Annotated in this window: 28 protein-coding genes and 1 pseudogene; 11 read left to right on the top strand and 18 right to left on the bottom strand. The window is 32.8% G+C overall.

Annotated elements, in window-relative coordinates; genetic code table 11:
- Positions 1-44: 44 nt before the first annotated feature.
- The 9 genes from B3C18_RS12065 to B3C18_RS12025 all read right to left on the bottom strand — a co-directional run bounded on the left by B3C18_RS12065 (position 45) and on the right by B3C18_RS12025 (position 6,733).
- Positions 45-1,103 carry a nucleoid-associated protein gene (locus B3C18_RS12065; RefSeq protein ID WP_291146980.1) on the bottom strand — a complete coding sequence of 353 codons (1,059 nt, stop codon included), beginning with the start codon at positions 1,101-1,103 and terminating at the stop codon, positions 45-47.
- Between the two features lie 44 nt (positions 1,104-1,147).
- On the bottom strand, positions 1,148-1,507 hold the full coding sequence (locus tag B3C18_RS12060; RefSeq protein ID WP_291146978.1) for a four helix bundle protein: 360 nt from the start codon (positions 1,505-1,507) through the stop codon (positions 1,148-1,150).
- 101 nt (positions 1,508-1,608) lie between these two features.
- On the bottom strand, positions 1,609-2,151 hold the full coding sequence (locus tag B3C18_RS12055; protein ID WP_291146976.1) for an IS1096 element passenger TnpR family protein: 543 nt from the start codon (positions 2,149-2,151) through the stop codon (positions 1,609-1,611).
- A gap of 288 nt (positions 2,152-2,439) precedes the next feature.
- A complete protein-coding gene (locus B3C18_RS12050) occupies positions 2,440-3,039 on the bottom strand; it encodes an HPP family protein (protein ID WP_291147012.1) in 600 nt (199 codons plus the stop codon).
- Between the two features lie 89 nt (positions 3,040-3,128).
- On the bottom strand, positions 3,129-4,406 hold the full coding sequence (locus tag B3C18_RS12045) for a chloride channel protein (RefSeq protein WP_291146975.1): 1,278 nt from the start codon (positions 4,404-4,406) through the stop codon (positions 3,129-3,131).
- A 426-nt stretch (positions 4,407-4,832) separates the two neighbouring features.
- Positions 4,833-5,222 (bottom strand): VOC family protein, encoded by a 390-nt coding sequence (locus B3C18_RS12040; protein WP_256635732.1) that lies wholly within the window; start codon positions 5,220-5,222, stop codon positions 4,833-4,835.
- Entirely contained in the window at positions 5,222-5,797 is a 576-nt protein-coding gene (locus B3C18_RS12035) for a sugar O-acetyltransferase (protein WP_053473870.1), read from the bottom strand. The genes B3C18_RS12040 and B3C18_RS12035 overlap by 1 nt, the downstream gene beginning before the upstream one ends.
- An 8-nt stretch (positions 5,798-5,805) precedes the next feature.
- Positions 5,806-6,264, bottom strand: a complete 459-nt coding sequence (locus tag B3C18_RS12030; protein ID WP_291146971.1) for a YciI family protein — start codon at positions 6,262-6,264, stop codon at positions 5,806-5,808.
- Between the two features lie 10 nt (positions 6,265-6,274).
- Entirely contained in the window at positions 6,275-6,733 is a 459-nt protein-coding gene (locus B3C18_RS12025; protein ID WP_057120995.1) for a DinB family protein, read from the bottom strand.
- Between the two features lie 230 nt (positions 6,734-6,963).
- Here B3C18_RS12025 and B3C18_RS12020 point away from each other — a divergent pair, with 230 nt between their 5' ends.
- The 10 genes from B3C18_RS12020 to B3C18_RS11975 all read left to right on the top strand — a co-directional run bounded on the left by B3C18_RS12020 (position 6,964) and on the right by B3C18_RS11975 (position 14,464).
- Complete coding sequence (locus tag B3C18_RS12020) at positions 6,964-9,123, top strand: TonB-dependent receptor (RefSeq protein ID WP_291146966.1); 2,160 nt, start codon at positions 6,964-6,966, stop codon at positions 9,121-9,123.
- A gap of 404 nt (positions 9,124-9,527) precedes the next feature.
- The gene (locus B3C18_RS12015; protein WP_291146964.1) at positions 9,528-9,935 is read left to right on the top strand and encodes a DUF2141 domain-containing protein; all 408 of its coding nucleotides are present in this window, start codon (positions 9,528-9,530) and stop codon (positions 9,933-9,935) included.
- 49 nt (positions 9,936-9,984) lie between these two features.
- Positions 9,985-10,608 carry a hypothetical protein gene (locus tag B3C18_RS12010; RefSeq protein WP_291146962.1) on the top strand — a complete coding sequence of 208 codons (624 nt, stop codon included), beginning with the start codon at positions 9,985-9,987 and terminating at the stop codon, positions 10,606-10,608.
- Positions 10,609-10,633: 25 nt separating this feature from the next.
- Complete coding sequence (locus tag B3C18_RS12005) at positions 10,634-11,992, top strand: 2TM domain-containing protein (protein ID WP_291146960.1); 1,359 nt, start codon at positions 10,634-10,636, stop codon at positions 11,990-11,992.
- Between the two features lie 2 nt (positions 11,993-11,994).
- Positions 11,995-12,297: a 2TM domain-containing protein gene (locus B3C18_RS12000; protein WP_291146958.1), complete on the top strand. Its 303-nt coding sequence runs from the start codon at positions 11,995-11,997 to the stop codon at positions 12,295-12,297.
- Between the two features lie 2 nt (positions 12,298-12,299).
- A complete protein-coding gene (locus tag B3C18_RS11995) occupies positions 12,300-12,629 on the top strand; it encodes a 2TM domain-containing protein (protein WP_291146956.1) in 330 nt (109 codons plus the stop codon).
- A 2-nt stretch (positions 12,630-12,631) separates the two neighbouring features.
- Complete coding sequence (locus B3C18_RS11990) at positions 12,632-12,961, top strand: 2TM domain-containing protein (protein WP_291146954.1); 330 nt, start codon at positions 12,632-12,634, stop codon at positions 12,959-12,961.
- Between the two features lie 2 nt (positions 12,962-12,963).
- Positions 12,964-13,269 carry a 2TM domain-containing protein gene (locus B3C18_RS11985; protein ID WP_234984729.1) on the top strand — a complete coding sequence of 102 codons (306 nt, stop codon included), beginning with the start codon at positions 12,964-12,966 and terminating at the stop codon, positions 13,267-13,269.
- A gap of 15 nt (positions 13,270-13,284) precedes the next feature.
- Positions 13,285-13,656: a 2TM domain-containing protein gene (locus tag B3C18_RS11980; RefSeq protein ID WP_291146951.1), complete on the top strand. Its 372-nt coding sequence runs from the start codon at positions 13,285-13,287 to the stop codon at positions 13,654-13,656.
- Between the two features lie 40 nt (positions 13,657-13,696).
- Positions 13,697-14,464 (top strand): LytR/AlgR family response regulator transcription factor, encoded by a 768-nt coding sequence (locus B3C18_RS11975; RefSeq protein WP_291146949.1) that lies wholly within the window; start codon positions 13,697-13,699, stop codon positions 14,462-14,464.
- Positions 14,465-14,639: 175 nt separating this feature from the next.
- Here the strand turns inward: B3C18_RS11975 and B3C18_RS11970 are convergent, their stop codons facing one another.
- The 3 genes from B3C18_RS11970 to B3C18_RS11960 form a co-directional block, all read right to left on the bottom strand.
- Positions 14,640-15,665 (bottom strand): COX15/CtaA family protein, encoded by a 1,026-nt coding sequence (locus B3C18_RS11970; RefSeq protein WP_053473882.1) that lies wholly within the window; start codon positions 15,663-15,665, stop codon positions 14,640-14,642.
- Entirely contained in the window at positions 15,662-15,901 is a 240-nt protein-coding gene (locus tag B3C18_RS11965; RefSeq protein ID WP_291146946.1) for a hypothetical protein, read from the bottom strand. Before B3C18_RS11965 ends, B3C18_RS11970 begins: the two co-directional genes overlap by 4 nt.
- A 130-nt stretch (positions 15,902-16,031) precedes the next feature.
- Positions 16,032-17,462 carry a CCA tRNA nucleotidyltransferase gene (locus B3C18_RS11960; RefSeq protein WP_291146944.1) on the bottom strand — a complete coding sequence of 477 codons (1,431 nt, stop codon included), beginning with the start codon at positions 17,460-17,462 and terminating at the stop codon, positions 16,032-16,034.
- A gap of 409 nt (positions 17,463-17,871) precedes the next feature.
- Here B3C18_RS11960 and yaaA point away from each other — a divergent pair, with 409 nt between their 5' ends.
- Complete coding sequence (yaaA, locus tag B3C18_RS11955; RefSeq protein ID WP_291146942.1) at positions 17,872-18,630, top strand: peroxide stress protein YaaA; 759 nt, start codon at positions 17,872-17,874, stop codon at positions 18,628-18,630.
- 234 nt (positions 18,631-18,864) lie between these two features.
- Here yaaA and B3C18_RS11950 read toward each other — a convergent pair whose 3' ends face one another.
- The 6 genes and pseudogenes from B3C18_RS11950 to B3C18_RS11930 all read right to left on the bottom strand — a co-directional run bounded on the left by B3C18_RS11950 (position 18,865) and on the right by B3C18_RS11930 (position 24,193).
- A complete protein-coding gene (locus tag B3C18_RS11950; protein ID WP_053473886.1) occupies positions 18,865-20,454 on the bottom strand; it encodes an MDR family MFS transporter in 1,590 nt (529 codons plus the stop codon).
- A gap of 4 nt (positions 20,455-20,458) precedes the next feature.
- Positions 20,459-21,538: an HlyD family secretion protein gene (locus B3C18_RS11945; RefSeq protein WP_256635719.1), complete on the bottom strand. Its 1,080-nt coding sequence runs from the start codon at positions 21,536-21,538 to the stop codon at positions 20,459-20,461.
- A gap of 11 nt (positions 21,539-21,549) precedes the next feature.
- The gene (locus B3C18_RS11940) at positions 21,550-22,869 is read right to left on the bottom strand and encodes a TolC family protein (protein WP_291146939.1); all 1,320 of its coding nucleotides are present in this window, start codon (positions 22,867-22,869) and stop codon (positions 21,550-21,552) included.
- The gene (locus B3C18_RS11935) at positions 22,859-23,488 is read right to left on the bottom strand and encodes a TetR/AcrR family transcriptional regulator (protein ID WP_056202022.1); all 630 of its coding nucleotides are present in this window, start codon (positions 23,486-23,488) and stop codon (positions 22,859-22,861) included. The genes B3C18_RS11940 and B3C18_RS11935 overlap by 11 nt, the downstream gene beginning before the upstream one ends.
- Positions 23,489-23,642: 154 nt before the next feature.
- Positions 23,643-23,933: pseudogene (locus B3C18_RS26035) on the bottom strand (type II toxin-antitoxin system RelE/ParE family toxin); the annotation flags it as partial.
- 44 nt (positions 23,934-23,977) lie between these two features.
- Positions 23,978-24,193, bottom strand: coding sequence for a hypothetical protein (locus B3C18_RS11930; RefSeq protein ID WP_291146936.1), 216 nt, complete (start codon positions 24,191-24,193; stop codon positions 23,978-23,980).
- Positions 24,194-24,214 lie beyond the last annotated feature (21 nt).

The raw sequence follows: 24,214 nt of genomic DNA, 5'->3' as shown, positions 1-24,214 counted from the left end.
CTGCCATTTTTTGTTTTAAGTAAGTAATAGAAAATGAAAACTTCTTAGCTTTTTTCTTCTTTGTTGAAATAAACTAAGTAGTAATACATTTGTTTTTCTTCATCCCAGCCTTTTTCAACAAATTTTTCTGCACTTTCAGGGTTGATAAAATCCATTTTAATCTGAATATGAGTATCCAGGTTAATTACGTTTTTAATCGATTTTCTGGCGTCAGAAACTGCTGCGTTAGCAATTGGGAATGAGGTTACATCTTCGATGCTGTATTTTTCTCCTTTATCAACTTTATAGTTTTTGAATTCAGGAATTAAGTCTGGATTGTCTAATACTTCATTTAGGAAATTTTGCTCTTCAAACTGATCATTTTTAGCGAAATAATTCACAGATCGGTTCATAAACATTACTTCTTCTTTCTTGTCTTCTGCTGGTAAAACTACATCTTTTGCGAAGTTCTGGCAGAATTTTAGATATTTCTTAGTGATGAAGTTTTCATCTTCAAAAGCATCTACAGATAAAAAGTGCTCTAACCAATAACGCGCGTCGTAACGGTTGCTGTCTACAGTTAGAATTTTGTATCCTTCTTCTTTTTTATAGTTAAAAATCAAACATCCTTTGTCTAATTTGCTCAGGTTGATTCCCTGTTGCAAAATCATTTCAAGATTGCTGTTTTTTTCTTCAAATTGTAAAAAGTCGGCTTGAAGCTCACTTTTAAAAATTCCGATTGCGTCAACTACATTATTATCAATACTTAAGTTTGTTAAGTACGTTACATAAACCTCTCCGTTTTTAATATGCGGATGATTGGACTGCTCAAATAAATGCGTCGTGATTTTTTTAGAAATCTCCTGTAAATTAGAAGGATTAGTAAAAATCTCCGTTGCATATTTAAACATGTCGTTGTAATCCAAGTCCACTTCGTGCGCAAACTGATAATAGTTTTCTTCTTTCTCTCTAAAAGGTTTAAAGAAGTACTCTTTTATCAAAGGCACAATTTCATCATTTAGATTAAATGGCTGCTCTGATAAAAAAATAGCTTCGTTACGGCTTTTGTTCCCTACGCGGTGTATCGCAAGCGTCTCGATGTGGGTGTTGAATAAATTGATCATATTTTTTTAGGTGCTGAGGTTCTAAGATGCTAAGATACTAAGGTTTAGTTTCTGTTCTTTATTTTTTTAATGAATGAAACTAACATTCTTTCTACTTCGCGGCTGTCCTCGTATAGGTTATTAAAATCGTCTTCTTTTAAGTACGATATATTTTTTGCGATTTCTAATTGAGTCTGCATTTCGAATAAAGACCCAACTGAAATATTTAAAAAACGTAAAAGATCTTTATCGCTTTCTCTTCCAAATCCTTCTGCAATATTACTAGGGATAGAAACAGAACTACGTCTAATTTGTGAAGTTAATCCAAAGATTTCTTCTTTTGGAAAATTGTTTGTTGAAAAATAAATTTTGGTTGTCAAAGCCATCGATTTCTGCCAGATAAGCAAGCTTCTAAAATTACTCATGTTTAATATTTTTAATTCGAAGAATTAAAAAATAAGAAAAAAACTTTCAAAATAAAAAACTTAGAACCTTAGCATCTCAGACCCTTAGAACCTCAAAAAAATCAATTCCAATTTTCCTCAAATCCATAATCTTCAAAGCTGTCGTCGCCTTCGAACATATCAAGATCATCTTCGTCTAAATCATCTTCAAATTCTCCGTAGATGTCGTTGTGCATATCATCTGCTTCGAAGTTTTTTTCAAGCGCTTCGTCTGGCATTTCACCGTGAGAGAATAAAGTTTCAGGATAAATTGCGCCAACAGCTTCATCTTCGATAGCGGCCAATTCAACTAAGAAAGTCCACATGCTGATGAAATCATAAACGTAGATAATCTTAGTATTTTGTTGATCTAAAATACTAGATAACGGATAATCGCTCATGGTTCTTTGTTCACCCGGAACATCGCCAGTATCAAAAAGAGGAATTTCATCTTCCTGATTCCAAGTCTCATCACAAGTATAAAATGAAGCAACTTCTGATCCGTCAAAACCAAAAGCGTTGAAGATTGCATTGTGTAAATCCTCAAGTGTATCCTCTTCAAGAATAGCAATGTCTCTAAAAATATCTTCTTCGGCGTCTAGAATTACTCTAAATTTATAAACCATAATCTTTGTTTTTATTGAGAGGTCAAAGGTAAAATATAAAAAATGAAATACGAATTGTGAATTACGATTTGTTGAAAAGATTTTTCTCTTGTAAAGAGGAAGCGAAAATCGATTGTCAGGCTGAGCGAAGTCGAAGCCCGATTTTTGTTAGCAAACATTCAGCAGTTTGTCATTTCGAGGAACGAGAAATCGCACAAGTTAATCGATAAAGTTTGACGACATTTCTTTGCGGAATTTCTAGTGCGATTTCTCGTTCCTCGAAATGACAAACGAGACTTAGAAAAAATCTTATCTCCCGGTCAATCTCTTTCTAATTTTATGATAATGTTTGTGGTAAGTACTATGGCTAGGATAACTTCTGCTTGAAGTCATATTATTAAAAATCAAAGCCGTTAAAAGTAAAATAAGTACGCCGCTTAAAACAGGAGAAAGCACATACATATATCCCAAAGCTTTTACTTTTTCTGTTCCAATAACAGCAATTAAAGCCGTTGCGCCTCCCGGCGGATGAAGTGTTTTAGTAATCTGCATTAAAATTATCGCAATTGAAACTGCCAATGGAGCAGCGATATACATAATATCCGGAACCAGTTTGTGAACGGTTACGCCAACTAGAGCAGAGATTACATGTCCGCCAACCAAATTTCGAGGCTGAGAAAACGGACTTTGAATAATTCCGTAAACCAAAACGCTCGAAGCTCCAAAAGAACCAATTAAATAAACAGCATCGCTTCCCGAAAAGTGGATTGATTGTACGTAAGCCAGAATTCCAATTCCAACAAATGATCCTAAAAACGACCAAAAATGTTCCTTGTAATCAATTAAAGTTTCTTTGTAAAGAATGTAACGTGTTTTGCGATAGCTTCTTTTAATTTTAGGAGTGGGCATAATAATATAATTTGTGGTATTTTTTGCCACAGATTTCACAGATTAAAAAGGATTATCAATCTGTGAAATCTGTGGCCTAAAAAAAATATTTATTTCGTTAAGCTTGGGGCATAACTATATACAGTATAAGGATAAAGCGTTTTTGCTGTGTATTTTGAAATCAAACAAACAACAAGAATTGGTAAAAACAAAGTATAATCGTTTGTTAATCCGCATACTAAAAAGATGGCTGTAAAAGGAGCATGAATACTGGCGCTCAAAACAGCCGCCATTCCGATAATCATAAAGTTAACCGGAATTACATTTACATGGAAAAAACTGTTTAAAACTGAAGCCAATAATAATCCTAAGAAGGCCCCAATAAACAGACTCGGAGCAAAAACGCCGCCGTCGCCGCCAGAAGCTAATGTTATAGAAGTTACGATTGGTTTTAGAATTAAAATTCCGATGAATGTTAAAGCTAAAGTTATCGTTAATGGAATTTGTGCAGTATTCCCAAAAATACTTTTTATAGCATGATAACCTTCGCCATATAATTGAGGAAAAATAAATAAGGAAACACTTAAAACCGCAGAACCGATAATGATTTTATAATAATGAGTTCCGATTTTTCCAAATTGAGATTTAAAAAACAATACACATTTGGTTAAATAAACCGAGTTCATTCCGGCTAAAATTCCTAAAAGAATAAAATACGGAATCGCTTTTAAATGCCAGGTTTCAATAGAAACTGCAAACAAAGGTTCTTCTTTTAAAATAGAAAGCAAACCAAAGGCAACTGAAACCGCAATTACATTTGAAATGATAAATGCTCGAGTAACTTTTCTGGAAATAACTTCAAGAGCAAATAAAATTCCCGCAATTGGACTGCTGAAAAGTGCGGTTACTCCGGCTGCAACTCCGGCGCAGATTAATTCTGTTTTGTACTGACGGAAAACATTTTCTTTTTCGTGAGCAACTGAACCAATTGTAGCTGTTGCAACTACGGTAGAAACTTCGATTCCGGTTGAACCTCCAAAAACTACAGTAAGTAATCCGTTAATAAAGTGTGATGGAATTTTATAAGAGGGAAGATTTTTTGTGGTTTGTGTGCTTTCAAAAACTTCTTTGATTCCTTTATTTTCTTTTTTCTTGAAAAGATATTGTCTCAAAAAATAAATTACAGATAATCCGAAAACTGGAAAAATGATATAAAATAATGGGTTTACCGAAACTTGATGAAAGAAGATTTCTTCGTAATATTCGGTTATTTTTTTAAGTGAAATTCCGAGAAAGGCAGAAAGAAAGCCAATTAAAATAGAAACAATAACTAATTTTCGGAATTTAATAAATTGATGATTTTTTTTGATTTGCGCCGTTTTATTCATCAGAAGTAAATTTGATTCGCACTTTTTTTATGCGGATTACAAAATTAAGAATCAAATTCGGTTTTTTATAGTAAATATTCATTTTAATGTGTTAAAACTGATAAAAACAGGAAAATTCTTGCAGTGTGTTTTTGAGGATATGGCGGTATAATGGATGCCACGAAGGCACTAAGGCGCGAAGTTTTTTTAAAAATTATTAAAGAAAATAAATTGCCTCCAGCTTTAGCTGGGGGAATAAAATTGGAATAGAAAAAGGCTTTAGCCGAAAATGTATGTTTGGCTAAAGCCTCTCAAGCTTGGTTTTTTAATCATCCAGCTAAAGCTGGACGAAATTGAAATATTCCTTTATACACGAAGGTAAAAACAGCATTTATACTTATTTTTAAAAGAAAACTTTGTGCCTTAGTGCCTTAGTGGCAAAAAAGCTTATCTCTCATAAAACTCTATCGGCAGTAAATCAGGATCTGCGATAAAAGTAAAACGTTTTTCTGTCGTTTCATCAATTCGTATTGGCTCAGATTCTATGTTTTTTGAAGTCAAAAAAGCAACAGTTTCATTTAGATTAATTACTTCGAATGCCAAATGACGCAATCCAACGGCTTCTGGTCTTGAAGGTCTTTTTGGCGGATCTGGGAATGAAAATAATTCAATTACATAAATTCCATTTAAAGCCAAATCTAATTTGTACGACTGACGTTCTTCTCTGTAAATTTCTCTGATAACTGTTAAACCTAAAATTTCGGTATAAAAAGTTTTTGATTTTTGATAATCAGAGCATAAAATGGCAATATGATGAACTTTATTTAGGGTAAGCATTATGATTTGGATTCAGGTTCTTGATTTAATTTTCGGATTACTTTTGCCGGATTTCCAACAGCTAATGAATTGTCTGGAATATCTTTTGTAACAACAGATCCGGCGCCGATAACACAGCCTTTTCCAATTGTCACGCCCGGACAAATAACAGAATTTCCGCCAATCCAGCAATCGTCTCCAATTGTAACGGGATAGGCATTTTCCAGTGATTTTCTCAATTCAGCGTCAAGTGGATGCGAAGCTGTATATATTTGAACATTTGGTGCAATAAAAACATTTGAACCAATATTTACAGGCGCACAATCCAGAACAACGCAGTTCACATTAAAATAAACGTTTTCTCCACAAAAAATATTATAGCCGTAATCACAATGAAAAGGCGGTTCGATGTAAAAACCAGCTCCCGTATTCGGAATCAGCTCTTTTAAAATTTCTTTTGCTTTTTTGGTAACTCTATATTCTTTTACATTCAAACTGTGTAAAAGATTTTTTGCAGTTCGGCGGCCTTTTACTAATTCCGGGTCAAAAGCGTTATAATATTCACCCGAAATCATTTTTTCTTTTTCAGTTTTCATATAATGTATTACATTTTCGTCTTAGCAATTTTCTCATGAATTTTTACAGTTTCCTGCAAAGCTGCGGTGCAATACCAAGGCGTTAATTCGGCTTCGAGTAAATTGGCTTTTATCGCCGGATCTGTTGCTACGAGTGCTTTTGCTTCGTCGACAGTTTCTACATTAAAAATATAGATTCCTCGATAATTTCTATCATTTTTCATAAAAGGTCCGGCAACAGCGAGTTTTCCTTCTTTTACCAGTTTGCCGATGTTTGCCATATGTCCTTCAAACAACTTTTTGGTTTCTTCTTTTGAAGCCGTTGTATTAGTTCCCGATTTTAAAAGGCAGAAGACATATTTCTTCATTCCGTATTCATCGGCATTCAGAGATTTTGCCAGATTTTCATCGAATTTAACTTCGGTTTCCTGAGAAAAACCAATTGCATTCATCAGTAATAAAACGAGTAATAAGAAGGGTTTTTTCATAATTAATATTTTAAAGAAGTTTTTTCAAAATAACAATCTGGCCTAAATGATAAACGTCATGCTGAATAATTCCGTGAATATCTTCATAAAAATTATGATTATTATTTTGATCTATTTTCTCAAAATCAGCATCATTAAAATTACTCAAACAATCATTCCATAATTCCTGAGATTTTGCCAGACTTTGCAGTGATTGTTCCCAGGCTGGTTCAGATGAATCTAAAATGGGCACAAAATAATTATGATCTGGAGTTGTGATTATTTCTCCCTGAACACGTTTTAATATGTTTCTTCTCCATTGTATGAGGTGATTGACAATTTCCCAAATCGTGTTTAAATTAGGGTTGATTTTTTTATAAGCCTGAGCTGCAGTTACATCTTTTAGAGTATCTGCTAAGGTAACTTCAAGCCACGGATTTCCATTATAAATGGATTGATACAAATTCGAAACTCTTTTACTTTCTGACATGATTAACGATGTTTTTCAATTTCTAGCTAAGATACAAATTAGTATTTTACAACTCATCCTTAAAATTCTACAATTGGGTTATTATATATTTTTTAACAAGAAATGTTAAAATATATTTGCCTCATCAAAAACCAATATCATGAAATCGCCACTAAAAAAAGTTTGCTTGCAAACACCATTAAATAAAAGGCGATAACATACATGACCAATAACCAATAAAATCAACAGGTATGAAAACCAGAATTACTTTTATTTTATTATTACTAAGCACTTTTACTTTTGCGCAAAATGTTATCTCAGGAAAAGTTTTGGATCAAAAAGGAAAACCAGTTGCCGGAGCCAACGTTTATATAGATGGAACTTACGATGGAGCAACGAGTTCTGAAACTGGAGATTTCTCTTTTGAAACTTCTTCAACTGGAAATCAGTTTTTAGTAGTAAGCTTTTTACTTTTCGAAACTTTCAAAAAAGAAATTGATGTTGCCAACTACAAAGATCAAATTGTAAAACTAAGAGAAAATGTAAATGCTCTTGATGCCGTTGTCATTACAGCCGGAACTTTAGAATCTGGAGATAAAGCAAGAGTTTCGGTTTTAAAACCTTTAGATATTGTAACAACAGCAGGTTCTGCCGGAAATATTATTGCAGCTTTACAGACTTTGCCGGGAACACAAAGTGTGGGCGAGGACGGACGTTTGTTTGTTCGTGGAGGTGAAGCCAGCGAAACACAGACTTTTGTAGACGGAATTCGCGTGGCACAGCCGTACGGAGCAACAACCAATAATTTACCAACCAGAAGCCGTTTTTCTCCTTTCTTATTCAGCGGAATTGCTTTTTCTACAGGAGGTTACTCTGCAGAATATGGTGAAGCTTTATCAAGTGTTCTACTTTTGAATACACAGGATGAACCGGATCATAATAAAACAGATATTGGCTTAATGACCGTTGGTTTGAGTTTAGGAAATACTCAAAAATGGACAAAGAGCTCGTTAAGTGTAAATATGGCTTATATTAATTTAGCGCCTTATCAAGCTGTAATTCCACAAAATGTAGACTGGAATAATCCATATCAATCTCTTGGCGGAGAAACAGTTTACCGATACAATTTCACAAACGGAATTTTCAAATTATACGCTGCTTTTGATTCTGAAAAATTCGATTTGAACCAGAAAAACATCAATTTCGAAAATCCTATCAGAACAGATTTAAACAATAATAACTTTTACTTAAATTCTTCTTATAAAGGAACTTTTGGAACAGGATGGCAGTTAACTTCTGGAATTAGTTACGGTTACAGTAAAAACAAAACAAAATACGATATTAATGATATTAATACAGATGAAAATGCAGCGCAGTTGAAATTGAAACTAGGAAAGAAAGTTTCAAACTATTTCAAATTGTCTTTTGGAGCGGACTATTTCATTACCAAATTCAATGAAAATTTTGATGACAATATTTCTATTGATGTGAAAAACGGATATGATTCTAACATTTTTGCAGCTTATACCGAAGCAGATATTTTATTCTCTAAAAAACTGGCAATGAAAGTTGGTTTAAGATATTCGAACAACAGTTTATTAAACGAAAATAATATTGCACCAAGAGCTTCATTGGCTTATAAAGTTTCAAAAAGCAGTCAGTTTTCATTTGCTTACGGAGACTTTTCTCAAACTCCTGTTGTAGATTATATTAAGTATTCAAAATACCATCAGTTTGAAAGTGAAAAAGCACAGCATTATATTTTAAATTATCAATTTACACAGCCGGGACAAACTTTTAGAGCCGAGGCTTATTATAAAGATTACACCAATTTAGTGCAATACGATACAAGAGACATTCAGTACAATTCTATTTTCAATAATAACGGAAAAGGGTATGCAAAAGGATTGGATTTATTTTGGAGAGACAGTAATTTGTATAAAAACTTAGAATATTGGATTTCCTATTCTTATATCGATTCTGAAAGACAATACAAGAATTTTCCAACAATGGCAACGCCGAGTTTTATTGCAAATCATACCTTATCTGTAGTAACCAAATATTTTATTACCGACTGGAAATCACAAATTGGATTCACAAACAGTTACAGTTCAGGTCGTCCGTACAATGATCCAAACCAAACGCAATTCATGAACGGAAAAACAAAATCATATAATAGTTTGAGTTTTAACTGGGCGTATTTATTAACAACACAAAAAATCCTTTATTTCTCAGTTTCAAACCTTTTAGGAACGCAGAATATTTTTGGATACGATTACGCAAAATTACCAGATCCAAATGGAGTGTATAACAGACAAGCAATTACACCAACCGCAGACCGATTTTTCTTCGTAGGTTTCTTCTGGACGATCAGCCAGAATAAGAGCGAGAATCAGTTGAAGAATCTTTAATTTTAGTTTCAAAGTGACAAAGGTTCAGAGGTTTTTTGAAATAGTAAATTTTTAAGTTTTTAGGATAAAAACCTCAGTATCTCTGAACCTTTTCCTCTTTGAACCTAAAAGGAAAACCTTTGTCTCTCTGTCACTTTGAACCTTTGCACCTTAAGAAGAAACAATTCAGTAGCAAAAATCAACAACTCAGTATCATTTAATTTTAAAACAATAAAATCCGAGATACTTTTGAAGTATAAAATAATAAGTATTTAAGTTGCTAAGCTTCTAAGACATTAAGAAAAAAACTTAGTCCCTTAGCAACTCAAAACCTTAGAACCTTAAAAAAAAAGAGTTTTAATCATCAACAAAAAACTTAGAATCTCAGAACCGTAGTAACTTAGAAACTTAAAAAAAAAGAAACCATGACCAAAATTATTACACTAATCACGTTATTTATCTGCAGCTTAATGTCTGCTCAAAATGTAAAATTAACTGTTGCTGTTTCAGGTTTAAAAAACAATACAGGAATTGTAAAAGTAGGCTTGTACAATTCAGATGCAACATTTCTTAACACGACTTATAAAAGCGTAGCTTCAGAAATTAAAAACAATGAAGTTACCGTAACATTTGAAAATCTTCCGGCTGGAGAATATGCAATTACAACATATCACGATGAAAACAATAACGGGAAATTGGACAAAAATGTGATGGGAATTCCTTCTGAAGATTATGCAGCTTCAAACAATGCAAAAGGATTTATGGGGCCGCCTGCCTATAAAGATGCTAAATTTGCTCTTAATAAAGATTCAAAAATTGAAATTGTATTATAAATTAGTAACTAACAAACAAATCAAAATAACTATTTAAATTACTTATAAAATGAAAAAAATCATCACGTTAATCGCATTATTTGTTGTAGTAATAAGTTCAGCTCAAACTCAATTTGAGCAAGGAATGACTAAAGCCTTTGCACTTTGGAAAGAAGGCAAAACTACAGAAGCTTCGGCATTATTTGAAAGAATTGCTTCTGCTGATAAAACCAGTTATCTGCCAAATTATTATATTGCTTTAATGAATGCAACAGCGGTTTTTACTGAAAAAGACAAAACAAAAATTGATTTGTTATTGACAAAAGCGCAAGACGCATTAGATATTGAATTTATAAAAGATCAAAACAATGCAGAACTTTATGCTTTGCAAGCTTTAATTTATACAGGATATGTTGTGGCTGACCCAATGACAAACGGAATGAAATATTCGGCTAAAGTAATGGAAGCTTATGCAAAAGGAAAAGCGATCGACCCAAACAACCCAAGAATTGTTTTTGGTGAAGCTGATTACCAAATAGGCGGTGCAAAATGGACAGGTGTTGATACAAAACCACTTTGTGCTCAAGTTGATAAAGCTGTAGAACTTTTTGCTACTTTTAAACCAGAAACTCCTTTTTCTCCTAAATGGGGATTAGACAGAGCTTTAGAAGCTCAAAAAAACTGTAAAAAATAAAACTAATATAAGCTAGATTATTATAATGAAAGACAATAGAAATGTATATGCAGATTTAAAAAGCGGAACCATAGTTTCGTTTAAGATTTCTATGATCTTTACCGTAATATTTTCAGCTTGTTTAGGAGATGACTTAAATGTTCAAAACGTTCTTATTACTTTTTTTATAAGCTGTCTTTATTCTTTCCTGGTAGGTTTTGGCAACGGTTATCTTAATGTGCTGTTAGACAAAAAATGGGATTGGTTAGAGCAGACAAACCTAAGGGTGTATTACGGAATTTTAGTTACAGTTTTGTACACGGTTCCGGTAGTTTTAGGAATAAATTATTACATCTATGTTATTCTTCAAAATGTTTCGTTAGAAAAGTTTTTCAGCGAGCGAATGGTTTGGGTGCATATGTTTTATATCATGCTGGCTTTAGCGGTTTCTACTTTTATGCAGGCGCGAAGTTTTATGGTAAAATGGAAACAAGCATCAAAATTTGAAATCACACAACAAAAGATTATTGCGGGAACGGCAAGTGCTAAATTCGAGAGTTTAAAAAATCAGATTGACCCGCATTTTCTTTTTAATAGTTTAAACGTTCTTAGTTCTTTAATCGAAGAAAATCCGGATAATGCACAGCGTTTTACGACTTCATTATCTAAAATTTATCGATATGTTTTAGAACAAAAAGACAAAGAATTGGTTTCGGTAGAAGATGAATTGTCGTTTGCAAAAACGTACATGAATTTACTGAAAATGCGTTTTGAGAATAGTTTGTTTTATGAATTACCTGCAACAGATATTAACCCAGACGCAAAAGTGGTTCCGTTATCGTTACAGCTTCTGCTTGAAAATACAGTAAAGCATAATGTAGTAAGCGAGCAAAAACCGCTGCACATCAGGATTTTTATTGATGGAGATTATTTGGCAATTCAAAATGATTTTCAAAAGAAAGAAGTATTGCAAGATAGACAAGGAGTAGGGCTGCAGAACATTGTAAACCGCTACGAAATTGTAACGAACAGGAAAGTTATAGTGGAACAAAACGAGAAAAATTTCACGGTTAAAATTCCAATTTTAACCAAACAAATTACAGTTATGGAAACAAGTGCAGATTATAGCGACGAAACTAAAGCTTATTTCAGAGCAAAAAAGAGAGTAGAAGAATTAAAAGGATTTTATGCAAACGTAATTTCATATTGTTGTGTGATTCCGTGCTTAATTTTTGTAAATTTAACGTACTCTCCTGGATTTCAGTGGTTTTGGTTTTCGGCTTTAGGTTGGGGATTTGGAGTTGTGATGCATGCTTTTAAAGTATTTGGATACAGCTCTGATTGGGAAGAACGAAAAATCAGGGAGATTTTAGAAAAAGAAAACCAACAGAAAAACTGGAAATAATCATGGAACCAAATTATAATAAAGGAGAACGTTATTATGAAGCTCAGAAAAAAGTGGTTGAAATTAAGAAGTTTTATCAGCATTTAACGGTTTATCTTCTTTGCAATCCCATAGTTATTGTAGTAAATCTTATGACTTCGCCAGGTTATTTATGGTGTTTATATTCTGTACTGGGATGGGCAGTTCCGATAATTTTACACGGAATGAAAGCTTTTAATTTCTCTCCAATTTTTAATAAAGACTGGGAAGAACGAAAAATTCAGGCAATTTTAGACAAAGAAAATCCAAAACAAAAATGGGAGTAATCATGGAAAACAATTCTACTAATAATATCGAAGAAAATGAATTACAGCAATTAGCAAGTAAAAAAGTAGCTAAACTGAAATCATTTTATAAATACACATTTTTTTACATCATTGCTTTAGCTGTTTATCTTTTGAAAGAATTTACAGAATTGCCTTTGCATTCTTTCCCTTTTCAATTTATAAACGGAGTTGTAATGAGTCTTTGGACGGCAGTTTACATCAGCTGTGTAATTGATATGGTGGTTTCTTATAAATTTCTTGGTCGAGAATGGGAAGAACGAAAGTTGAGAAGCCTATTAGAAAAGAAAAATAAAGTACAAAAATGGGAGTAATCATGGAAACGAATTGTAACAATGAAAGAGAAAAATTGGAGTTCGAGCAAATCTTTAGAAGAAAAGTAGTTAGACTAAGATCCTTTTATATACATGCTTTAATGTTTGCAGCAGGATTAACAGCTTTTGTGTTAAAGGAATATTATGGAGCTCCGTTGAACTTTTTTCCACTAAACTTTTTAAACGATGTTGTAATGGTAATTTGGAGTTCGGTATTTGTATGTTCTGCAATTGATTTATTTGTTTCTTTTAAAATTCTGGGAAATGAATGGGAAGAACGTAAACTGAAAAGTATTTTAGAGAAAAGACAAAAAAAACAAAAATGGGTGTAATCATGGAAATAAAATATAACGAAGAAGACAGATACTATCTTGCAAAAAAGAAAGTAGAAAATATAAAAGGCTTTTATGCTAATCTTACCTCTTATATTGGTGTTAATATTATTTTGATTGTCATTAATTTATGGACATCACCAGAATATTTATGGTTTTTCTGGCCCTTATTGTGGTGGGGAGTTGGAGTTCTTTTTCACGGATTAAAGGTTTTTGAAGTATTTCCGGTTTTAGGTAAAGATTGGGAAGAAAGAAAAATCAAAGAATTGATGGAGAAAGAAAAAGAGAATAAAAATAAATGGCAATAATTTAATTCAATAAAAATGGGACGATTTAGAAGACGCATGTACGAAGATTATGCACATGAATTTAGTACAGATGAAAGTTACAATATAGCATACAGAAAAGTAAAAAGAATAAAAGGCTTTTATTCGCATTTGAAGGTTTACCTTATCGTAAATGCGATTATCATTATTTCTAGTTTGAATAGCAGAGGCTTTATAGGGAATCATTTTGAAATTAGAAACTTTAGAGAATGGGAAGTCTATTCAACAGCATTTTATTGGGGTATTGCTTTAGCCATTCATGCATTTTCAGTTTTTGGACCTGATCTTTTTTTCAATAAAGATTGGGAGGACAAAAAAATTAAAAAATATATGGAGAGAGAAGCTCAGAATAAGAATAAATGGGAGTAATTTTAAATTATATTTTTTTTCAAATTTTGCACATTAGTCAATGACCACATTAATTATAGAAGACGAAAAACCAGCTGCGCGATTATTACAGCGAAAGCTTGAAAAGTTAGATATTGCTGTAAAAACAATGTTACATTCTGTAGAAGAATCACTTCATTGGTTTAGCAATAACGATCATCCGGATTTGATTTTTCTGGATATTCAATTGTCAGATGGTTTATCGTTTGAAATTTTTGAAAAAATTGATATCAAAAGCGCCATTATTTTTACAACAGCTTATGATGAGTATGCCTTAAAAGCATTCAAATTAAATAGTATCGATTATCTTCTTAAACCAATTGACGAAGACGATCTTGAAGTGGCGGTTACTAAATTTAAAACACGCTTGCCAAAACCAAGTTCAGAAACTCAAAATCTGCAGCTTGATTTTGAGCAGATCCGCCAAATGTTGTCAAATCCTTTTGAGAAAGTTTATAAAAAGAGATTTACAGTTAAAATTGGTCAGCACTTAAAAGTAATTACTACAGAAGAAATTGAATGTTTTTTTAGCGAAAACAAAGGTACATATATTCATACATACGACAATCGAAATTATTTAATCGATTCGACTTTAGAGATTCTGGAGCAGGAATTAGACAAAAAAGATTTCTTCCGCGTAAGCAGAAAATTTATTGTTCCGCTTCAGGCAATTAAAGAAATTCAGGTGTATACCAATTCTCGTTTAAAAGTAATTTTACCAACTTACAAAGAAGATGAGGTTATTGTAAGCCGTGAAAAAGTGCAGGATTTTAAAACCTGGTTGGGGTAAAATAGATTTTTTTAAATGAATTCACCTCTGACGGATTGAAATCCGTCTCTACAATATAGATCGTTCCTTCGGAACTTTTTATGACATGATCATTTCGCCGCAATTAACCAAACACATAAAATAAAAAAGAGCCGAAATTTTTCGGCTCTTTTTTATTTTATTTTAATTCAAAACATTATTTGCTCAATCGGTGCAATGTATATGTCATGGCACTCAAAAGGAAAAACGCCATAATTTGGTGAATTAATCCTAAAGCCAAAGGCACGCTGTATAATAAAGTAAAAACACCAAGAAGGAATTGTATAAAAACAAAAACTACTAAAGTATTGATTCCGTTTGCCTGCGTATTGGTAAGCGTATATTTTTTGCTTTTGAAAAAAAGAAAAAGAATAATCCCAACTACAAAATAAGCAAAAGTTCTGTGTACAAACTGAACGCCACTTTTCCCTTCAATTAAATTCTTAATCAAACTAGACTGCTCAATAAAAACCGATTCGTGAATAAACTCTCCATCGCTCATTAAAGGCCAGTGATTATGAATTAATCCGGCATTTAGTCCGGCAACAAATCCGCCATAAATAATTTGAATTAATAAAGCGACTAAAGCATATCTGGCGATTTTGCGAAGCGGTAATATTTTATTGATATTTCTTTCAGGATAAATCAAATCCAGCGCAACCCAAAGTGTATAAGCGAAAGTGATAAAGGCAAAAGTTAAGTGTAATGAGAGTCTAAAATGACTTACATCCGGATTATCGATTAACCCGCTTCGAACCATAAACCAACCTAAAAATCCCTGAAACGCTCCCATTGCCAAAAGGACGATACATTTTTTAATTGTTGGCGTATCTAATTTCTTTCTGATTAAGAAGTAAACAAACGGAACAAAGAAAACCAATCCAATTATACGACCGATGAAGCGGTGAAACCATTCCCAGAAATAAATGAATTTATAATCTGCTAATTGAAAATCGTTGTGAATATTGATTTTTTGGTACTCAGGAAATTTTTTATACTCATCAAAAGCAGCCTGCCATTTTGCATCAGTTAATGGCGGAAATGTGTCGGTAACCAAATGCCAGTCCGTCATTGATAAACCTGAATTGGTTAAACGTGTGATTCCGCCCACGACAACCATTAAAAATAATAAAACACAACCTGATAGCAACCAAATGATTACTGATTTATTCTCTTTTTTCATTCTTTTCCGATTAATTCGATTTCGTTTGTCTTTTTTGTTTTGGAAATTCTTTTTAAGTAGAATTTCGAGAAATATATATTGATTAAAATACTTGGAGCAAATATTACGCTTCCGAAGATAATCCTGGAAATTTTATCATTCATATCAGTTCTTAAACTCGACATTTCAATTAAAGCAGGACTAGTTAAAAGAGCAGCAACAAGAAAAATTACTGAAGAAGGAATAATAACAGACATTAAAAAGTAAAATAATTTGTGTTTGATATGTTTTTCTCCAGTCTTCTTAAATCCCTTAAAAAAAATAAAATTTGAATAAATAATTATTAGCAATAATATAGATATAAAAATTCCACCTAAAAGATCCATACTATTTCTTAAGAGTTAAGTTTAACTTCGCAGCTCTTTTAATCACAAAATCATACGCAGCCTGATATTCATTCGGAATATCACCTTCTAAAATAGCTTCTTTTACAGCTTCTTTTAAAACTCCAATTTCACGAGAAGGCTTCAAATCGAACATTTCCATAATTTCTTCACCGGAAATCGGCGGCTGAAAATTACGAACGTGATCGCGTTCTTCAACTTCAACAATTTTCTTGCGAACAATTTCAAAGTTTTTATGATATTTCTTAAACTTCGCTGGGTTTTTGGTCGTAATATCAGCTTCACATAATGTCATTAAATCCTCAACATCTTCACCAGCATCAAAAACTAAACGACGAACTGCGCTGTCGGTTACAATATCCTGTGCCAAAACAATCGGACGTGAACTCATGATAACCATTTTTTGCACAAATTTCATTTTGTGATTCAACGGCATATGTAAACGTTCGAATATCTTTTTAGCCATTTTTCCACCCAAAAATTCATGTCCGTGAAAAGTCCAGCCTTGTTTTTTGTTGAAACGTTTTGTGGGCGCTTTTCCAATATCATGCAATAAAGCTGACCAACGTAACCAAACATCATCCGTATTTGGGCAAATGTTGTCAACTACTTCAAGTGTATGGTAAAAGTTGTTTTTATGTGTATGACCTTCAATTTCTTCTACCTGATTCAATGCAGTTAATTCAGGTAAGATTAAATCTAAAAGTCCGGTTTTGTATAAAAGTAAAAATCCGGTTGACGGTTTTGGTGTAGAAAGAATTTTGTTTAATTCGTCTACAATTCTTTCGCCTGAAATAATCTTGATACGATCAGCATTTTTGGTAATCGCATTCAAAGAATTTTCTTCAATTTCAAAATTCAACTGCGTGGCAAAACGAATCGCTCGAAGCATTCGCAGCGGATCATCAGAATAGGTAATATCCGGATCTAAAGGTGTTTTGATTGTTTTACTTTCTAAATGCGCCAATCCATTAAACGGATCTAAAAGATCTCCGAAGTTGTTTTTATTTAGAGATAAAGCCAAAGCGTTAATCGTAAAATCACGACGATTTTGATCATCCTGAAGCGTCCCGTTTTCTACAATCGGATTTCGGCTGTCGAAATTATAAGATTCTTTTCGGGCACCCACAAATTCAATATCGGTATCTTCAAAACGAAGCATTGCAGTTCCGTAAGTTTTAAAAACCTGAACTTTTGGTTTGTTTGGTAATAAACTAGAAACTTTAAGCGCTAATTCGATGCCGCTTCCAACTGCTACAACATCGATATCTTTTTTAGAACCTCGGTTTAAAAGCAAATCACGAACGAAACCTCCTATCACATAAGAGTCTACATTTAATTCCTGAGAAGCTTTCGAAATAATATCGAAGATTTTGTTTTGTAAAGCAGTTTTATAATTTGTTTGTATAGCCACGAATTCACTAATTTTTGAATAAAGATGATTTCAATTTTCGAAGAAATGAAATGCATGCAAATTTACAACATAGAAAATCCCTATTATAATCTATCGCTCACTTTTTTGAACAATTTCACATTTTGACAGGTTGATTTTTATGAATTGAGAAAGGGCTGCCACGAATTACACGAATTTTCACGAATTATTTTTTTTCTGTCACAGATTATAAGGATTAAAAGGATTAAAAAAATCTGTGAAAATCTTTTTAATCTGTGGCAAAAATCTTCGCAATCTATGTGAAAGAATAATTCGTGAAAATTCGTGAAATTCGTGGCAAAAAAAATTATACAACAATAAAACAAATCAATTGCAATAACATATTTTTAAAAATTCAATTTGTATTTTTGAATCATATAAAAATGCACAAATGAAAATTGTTATATCGCCGGCGAAATCACTGAATTTCGAAAAAGAATTACCTACTGCTCAACATACTGAACCTTTATTTTTAAAAGAAGCGCGTCAGGTTCATAAAATACTAAAAGGAAAAAAGCCTGCTGAATTATCCCATTTAATGTCAATTTCAGACAAACTTGCTGATTTAAACTGGAAACGAAACCAAGACTGGAAAACACCATTTACGGTTGAAAATGCCCGTCCCGCAGTTTATACTTTTGATGGAGATGTTTATACAGGTTTAGATGCTTATTCAATTCCGTTAGAAAAATTAGATGTTCTTCAAAATAAACTTAGAATTCTATCTGGACTTTACGGCGTTTTAAAACCGCTTGATTTAATGCAGGCGTACCGTTTAGAAATGGGAACAAAATTACCTGTTGGAGATTATAAAAACCTGCATGAATTTTGGAAACCCGTTGTTACAAAAGCTTTAAATAAAGAATTGACAAAAGGGGAGTTGTTCGTGAATTTAGCCAGTAACGAATATTTTTCGGCAGTTGATGTAAAAGCCTTAAAAGTTCCTGTAATTACTCCGGATTTCAAAGATTACAAAGACGGAAAATTAAAAATGATCAGCTTCTTTGCAAAAAAGGCGAGAGGTATGATGGTTCGTTATATTATTGATACAAATGCAGAAACTATTGATGACTTAAAAGGTTTTAATTACGAAGGATATCATTTTGATGCGAATCTTTCGAAAGGAAATCATTTGGTTTTTACGAGATAGATTTTTTTAAAGGTGCTAAGGTTCTGAGTTACTAAGATTCTAAGTTTTTTACCGCAAAGAGCGCAAAGATTTACGCAAGGTTCGCAAAGTTTTTACACAAAGCTTTGCGAACCTTGCGTTTTTAAAAAACATCTTAAAGATAAATTCTTTGCGCTCTTTGCGGTTAAATTAAAAAAATAAACGCCGAATTCTAAATTGAATTCGGCGTTTCTGCGTATTATAAAATTATTATTATTAGTGCATTGCGTCGGCTGCGCTAATCTTGTTCTTCCCTTTTTTGATAAAGAGAATAATCGGTATACAGCATAAAAACATAATTCCCAGGTACATAAAAATATCCATGTAAGCCAAAACAGTACTTTGTTTTAATACTGAATATTCTATTCCCTGATAAGCTTTTTTAAGTGCAACATCTGCGCTATATCCTTTAGACATAAACGCTCTTTGCATTCCTGCGATACGCTGTTGAACATCATATCTTGCAGGATCTAAATTGTTAATCAAATCAACTCTGTGTTCCTGACTAAAACGTGTAATGAAAGTGGTAATAATTGCAATACCAAATGAACCTCCTAATTGACGCATCATTCCGGTAAAAGCAGCTCCTTCACCAATTTGTTTTCCTTTTAAAGTTGAAAGCGAAAGTGTTGTAATTGGAACGAAAAGTAATCCAAGACCAATTCCTCTTAAAATCAAAGGCCAATACATATGTTCTACACCAGTATCTGGCGTCATACGAGTCTGCATCATAAAGGTAAAAAAGAAGAATACTAAGAATCCAACTCCAACCATATAACCTTGCGGAACACCTTTTTGAATCATATTTCCAACAAATGGCATCATAATCGCCGTTGTGATAGATCCCGGAATTAATAATAATCCCGCATCAGTTGCTGTCCATCCTAAAATCGACTGCGTGTAAATAGGGATAATTAACGTTGAACCATATAAACCGAAACCAAGAATGAAACACATTACAGTTCCAATTCTTAAATTCCCATCTTTTAAAACACTCAAGTTTACGATTGGATGTTTGTAAGTCAGCTCTCTCCAAATAAAAAGAACCAATCCTAAAACAGTCACAACACTTAAAGTTACAATAAGAGAATCGTTAAACCAATCATCTTGCTGTCCGTGTTCAAGAACGAATTGTAAAGAACCAATAAAGGCGCTCAACAAGAAAATTCCCCACCAGTCAACCTGATTTGCTTTTAATTTCTCTCCATATTTCGGACTTCTTACGAAAGTTAAAGCCAAAATAGTAGCGATAATACCAAGCGGAATATTGATGTAAAAGATATAAGGCCAAGAATAATTATCTACTAAATATCCTCCCAAAGGCGGACCTAAAGTTGGACCTACAATTACACCCATTCCGTAAATTGCCTGCGCCATACCACGTTTTGCAACCGGATAACTTTCTGTAATAATCGTTTGGGCTGTTACAAGTAAAGCTCCACCACCCATACCTTGTACGAATCGGAAGGCAACAAGTTCCCAAATATTACTGGCATTTCCACACAAAAAGGAACAGACGGTAAATATTATGATAGAAGCCACAAAATAATTACGTCTTCCAAATTGCTGAGATAACCAGCTCGTCATTGGTATTACAATAACATTCGCAATTGCGTATGCTGTAATAACCCACGCCACATCGGTCAAGGTAGCACCAAGACTTCCGCGCATGTCTGTTAGAGCTACGTTTACAATCGTCGTATCTACAATTTCCAGCAATGCACAAAGTACTGCCGTAATGGTAATAATAACGCGTCGGTAACCGTATTCTACTAAATCGTCGTCTGCTTGTACTGCTGCTGCCATTTATTTATTTTAAATGTACGTCTACGTCAACATTCATTCCCGGTCTTAAAAGTTTTACTTTTTCAGGATCGTTTGCTTGATCTAAACTAATTTTTACTGGTAATCTCTGAATTGTTTTTACGAAGTTTCCTGTAGCATTATCAGGAGGTAATAATGAAAAACGTGATCCTGTTGCTGGAGAAAATGAAGTTACAGTACCTTTAAACTCATAGTTTGGATAAGCATCAACTTTTAAACTTACTTTTTGTCCAACAACCATTTTGTTCAATTGTGTTTCTTTGAAGTTTGCTACAACCCAAGCCTCAGTATTGTTGATGATGTAGAATAAAGATTGTCCCGGCTGAACTAATTGTCCCGGCTGAATATCAACTTTAGAAACCTGACCATCAATAGCAGCTGTAACCACAGTATAACTTAAGTTTAAGTGAGCAACATCCAGCATTGTTTTTGCTTTTTTGATGTTTGCTGCAGCAACTTCTGTTTGTTTATCAGAAACTTTAGATTTTGACTGAATAACCGATTTTTGATAAGAAGTCGCTCTTTGTTGTTGTTCTAAAACACGTACTTGATTTTCAGCTTCATCTTTTGCAGTTTGAGCTTGTTCAAATTGTTGTTTTGTAATCGTATGTGTTTTATATAAATTGCTGTAACGGTTAAAATCGTTTGTAAGCTGTCTCAATCTAATTTTAGCACTTTCGATAGAACCACCAGCAGATCTCATTTGAGCATCTGAAACTGAAATGCTTGCATAAGCACTACCAATATCAGCTTTTGCAGCTTCGTATTGACCTTCAGCTCCTAATAATGCAGCGTTTGCTTCATCAATTTTTAACTGATAATCTCTTTTATCAATAGTAAATAAAGTATCTCCTTTTTTTACATAGTCATTATCTTTCACATACACTTTGCTGATATATCCTGATACTCTCGGAATAATTGGGTTCATTTTTTTCTCAATTTGAGCATCATCCGTTTCTTCGTGAGCCAATGAGTGTAAGTATTTTGATATTCCGTAAGTTCCTCCCACTAAAACCAAAACGGTTAGTATGATGATGAATTTTTTATTTGTCTTTTTCTTTTCCATGAGAGCTTCGATTATATTTTAGAAAGATTGAATGATTGTGATAATTGTCCTGATACTGAAAGTAATTCGTAATATTTTTGGATGATGGTTGCTTTTGCTACAGCAGTATTAATTTTTGCGCTTAACTGCTCAACATCAGCTTCAACAAGATCATTGGTATCAGCAAGACCATTGTCGAATTTATCTTTTACAAGTCTGTAATTTTCTGTAGCCTGTTGAAACGCTTCTTCATAAACCACACTTTGATTGATAGCTAAGTCATAATCTTCAATAGATTTTTGAACTTCAACTTTAATGCGGTCCGTCATAATAGCTTCCGTATTTTTTACTTCAAGAGCTTTGCTTTCTGCTTCTTTTACGTGTGCACTGTTTTTCAGAATTCCAGATAAATCATAAGATAAACCTAAACCAAAATTCATAGCATATTTTACAGTAATAATGTCTTTAAGATCTAAAGCAGTATAACCTCCAAGTAATGAAATTGTTGGGTAATATGCAGCTTTTGCAATCTTAACATTAGCTTCTGAAGCTTTTTGCTGCAAACGAATAGCCTCTAAATCTTTTCTGCTTTCAAGTGCCAAAACATCAGATGTAGGAGCACCAGTCGTTTTTAAGTTGAAGAAATCATCTTCATTAACCTGAATCTTTACAGATGGCTCTAATTTAAGTAATGTCGTTAAATAAAAGTTGATATTGTTGATGTTGTTATTAGCTTCATCAATAGATAATTGCGTTTTTGAAACCAATAATTGTGCTTTCAATAAATCATTTCTTGGAATGATTCCGTTTTTCTCTAATTCAATAAAATCAGTAACACGCTGTTTAGCACTTTTTTGATTTTCTGTTAAAACATCTAAAGTTTTTTGTGCTTTGTATAATGCAGTGTAATAAGTAATTACTCTTAAGGCAACATCTTCTTTTGTTTTAGCTGCAGTAACGCTTTCAGCTTCGTATAAGCTTTCATAAGCGTCAATACTATTTTGGATTTTAAATCCTGCAAAAAGTGGTAAGCTTAAATTTGCCATTCCAAGCATTGCACGATCCGGAGAAGCTAAAGAAGCGCTTTCTCCTTGATTTGGCATATCGATCGAAGCTTTTGTTAATCGCTGATATTGCCCTGAAACTTTTAAATCTGGATATTGGTTATTCTTAACCGTTTGTAATTCATATTTCTTTGTGTTTACCTTAGTGTTGGCAAGCGTAACTTCGTTACTCTTTTCCCAGGCCATTTTTACGGCTTCATCTAAAGTTAAACTTGTTTTTTCTTGTGCTTCTATTGAAGAGATTCCTATAAAGAAAACTCCAAAGAGCATTAATTGACTAATTTTCATAAACAAGTAGCGCTTTTATAGTTTGTTGAATGTGCTTTGTAAGACTGTTTTTAATGTAATCGTTGTATAACGTTTCTGTTTTTAGATTTAAGAGTTCTTCAAAAAATGATTTGTTCATATGGAAATGAAAAAAAGTTCCCATAATCGTTGGTGTAATCAACGGAATTATGACATCTTTTCTAAAAATCCCTTTTGACTGTCCTTCTTTAATAATCGTTTCTAGAGATTTTAGATTTCCCTTTTTCAGCTCTGTAAAAGCCGCAAGACTTTCTTCTCTTTTTTTAGAATTAAGTTCGAAATGTAAAACTCTGAAAATCCCTCTGTTACAATTAATTCGATTGATATAAATTTCGACTAATTTATTGACTTTATCAAGAGGATGAAGATCTTCGTGTTGTAAACTTTCGATTTGCAGTTTTAAATCGGCTGTTTTATGAATGATTAAAGATTCCAGTAATTTATCTTTTGAACCGAAATAATACGAAACCATAGCAATATTAATTTTTGCATGTTTCGAAATATCTCGTATAGAAGTCCCCTCAAATCCTTTCTCAGAAAACAGCTTTTCAGCAACATTAAGAATCTGAATTTTTTTATCGTTTAGTTCGATGTGTGACATGGTATTGTTTCTAATCGGATACAAAATTAAACACTTGTTTAATTTAAACACTTGTTTAATTTTATTTTAACACAATATTAACATAAAACGGTTTCGATAATTTGGGGCAAAAAAAAGCTGAAACACTTAGTATTTCAGCTTTTTGAAAATGAAATTATTTTCCTAATTTAAGTTTATCAGGATTTTGTCTTGTGTCGAAAATGTTTGAGATGAAAACGATGTTTCGAGTTTCATCAATCCAATATATTATTTTGTAATTTTTAAAAATTAAATACCTGAAGTATTGAATTCTATCTGATAAAAATTCTTCTTTTTGCCCGCCAAATGCATTGAATTCTAAAGTTAGTGAAGAATCAATTATACCATTTATAAGTACTTGAGCAATTCTAATACCAGCTTTAAATTTGTAGTATTCAAAAATATCTTCAAGTTTATTTTCTGCAAATTGAGTCCAACTAAACCGTTAATCCCATTTTTGAATTCTAGATTTTAGATCTTAGCAGAAACAATTCTTCCTTGAAAAGCGTCATTAATTGATTGATCAATTTCATTGTTAAATTGATCAATATTCATTGGTTTCATTTCAGAATCTAATAATTCTACTTTTTTTTCATGAAGTAAATTTTCTAATCCAGTAACAATCTCTTCATTTTCAAGTCTCAGGAATTCCTGAACAAATGATATTTTACGAGCTTCTAAATCCATTTTGTTTTATTTTATTCAAAG

The sequence above is a fragment of the Flavobacterium sp. UBA7680 genome, assembly GCF_002482975.1.
Taxonomy (GTDB): Bacteria; Bacteroidota; Bacteroidia; order Flavobacteriales; family Flavobacteriaceae; genus Flavobacterium.
Note: the sequence above shows the minus strand (reverse complement) of the source record. Positions and strands in the feature narration are given on the sequence as shown.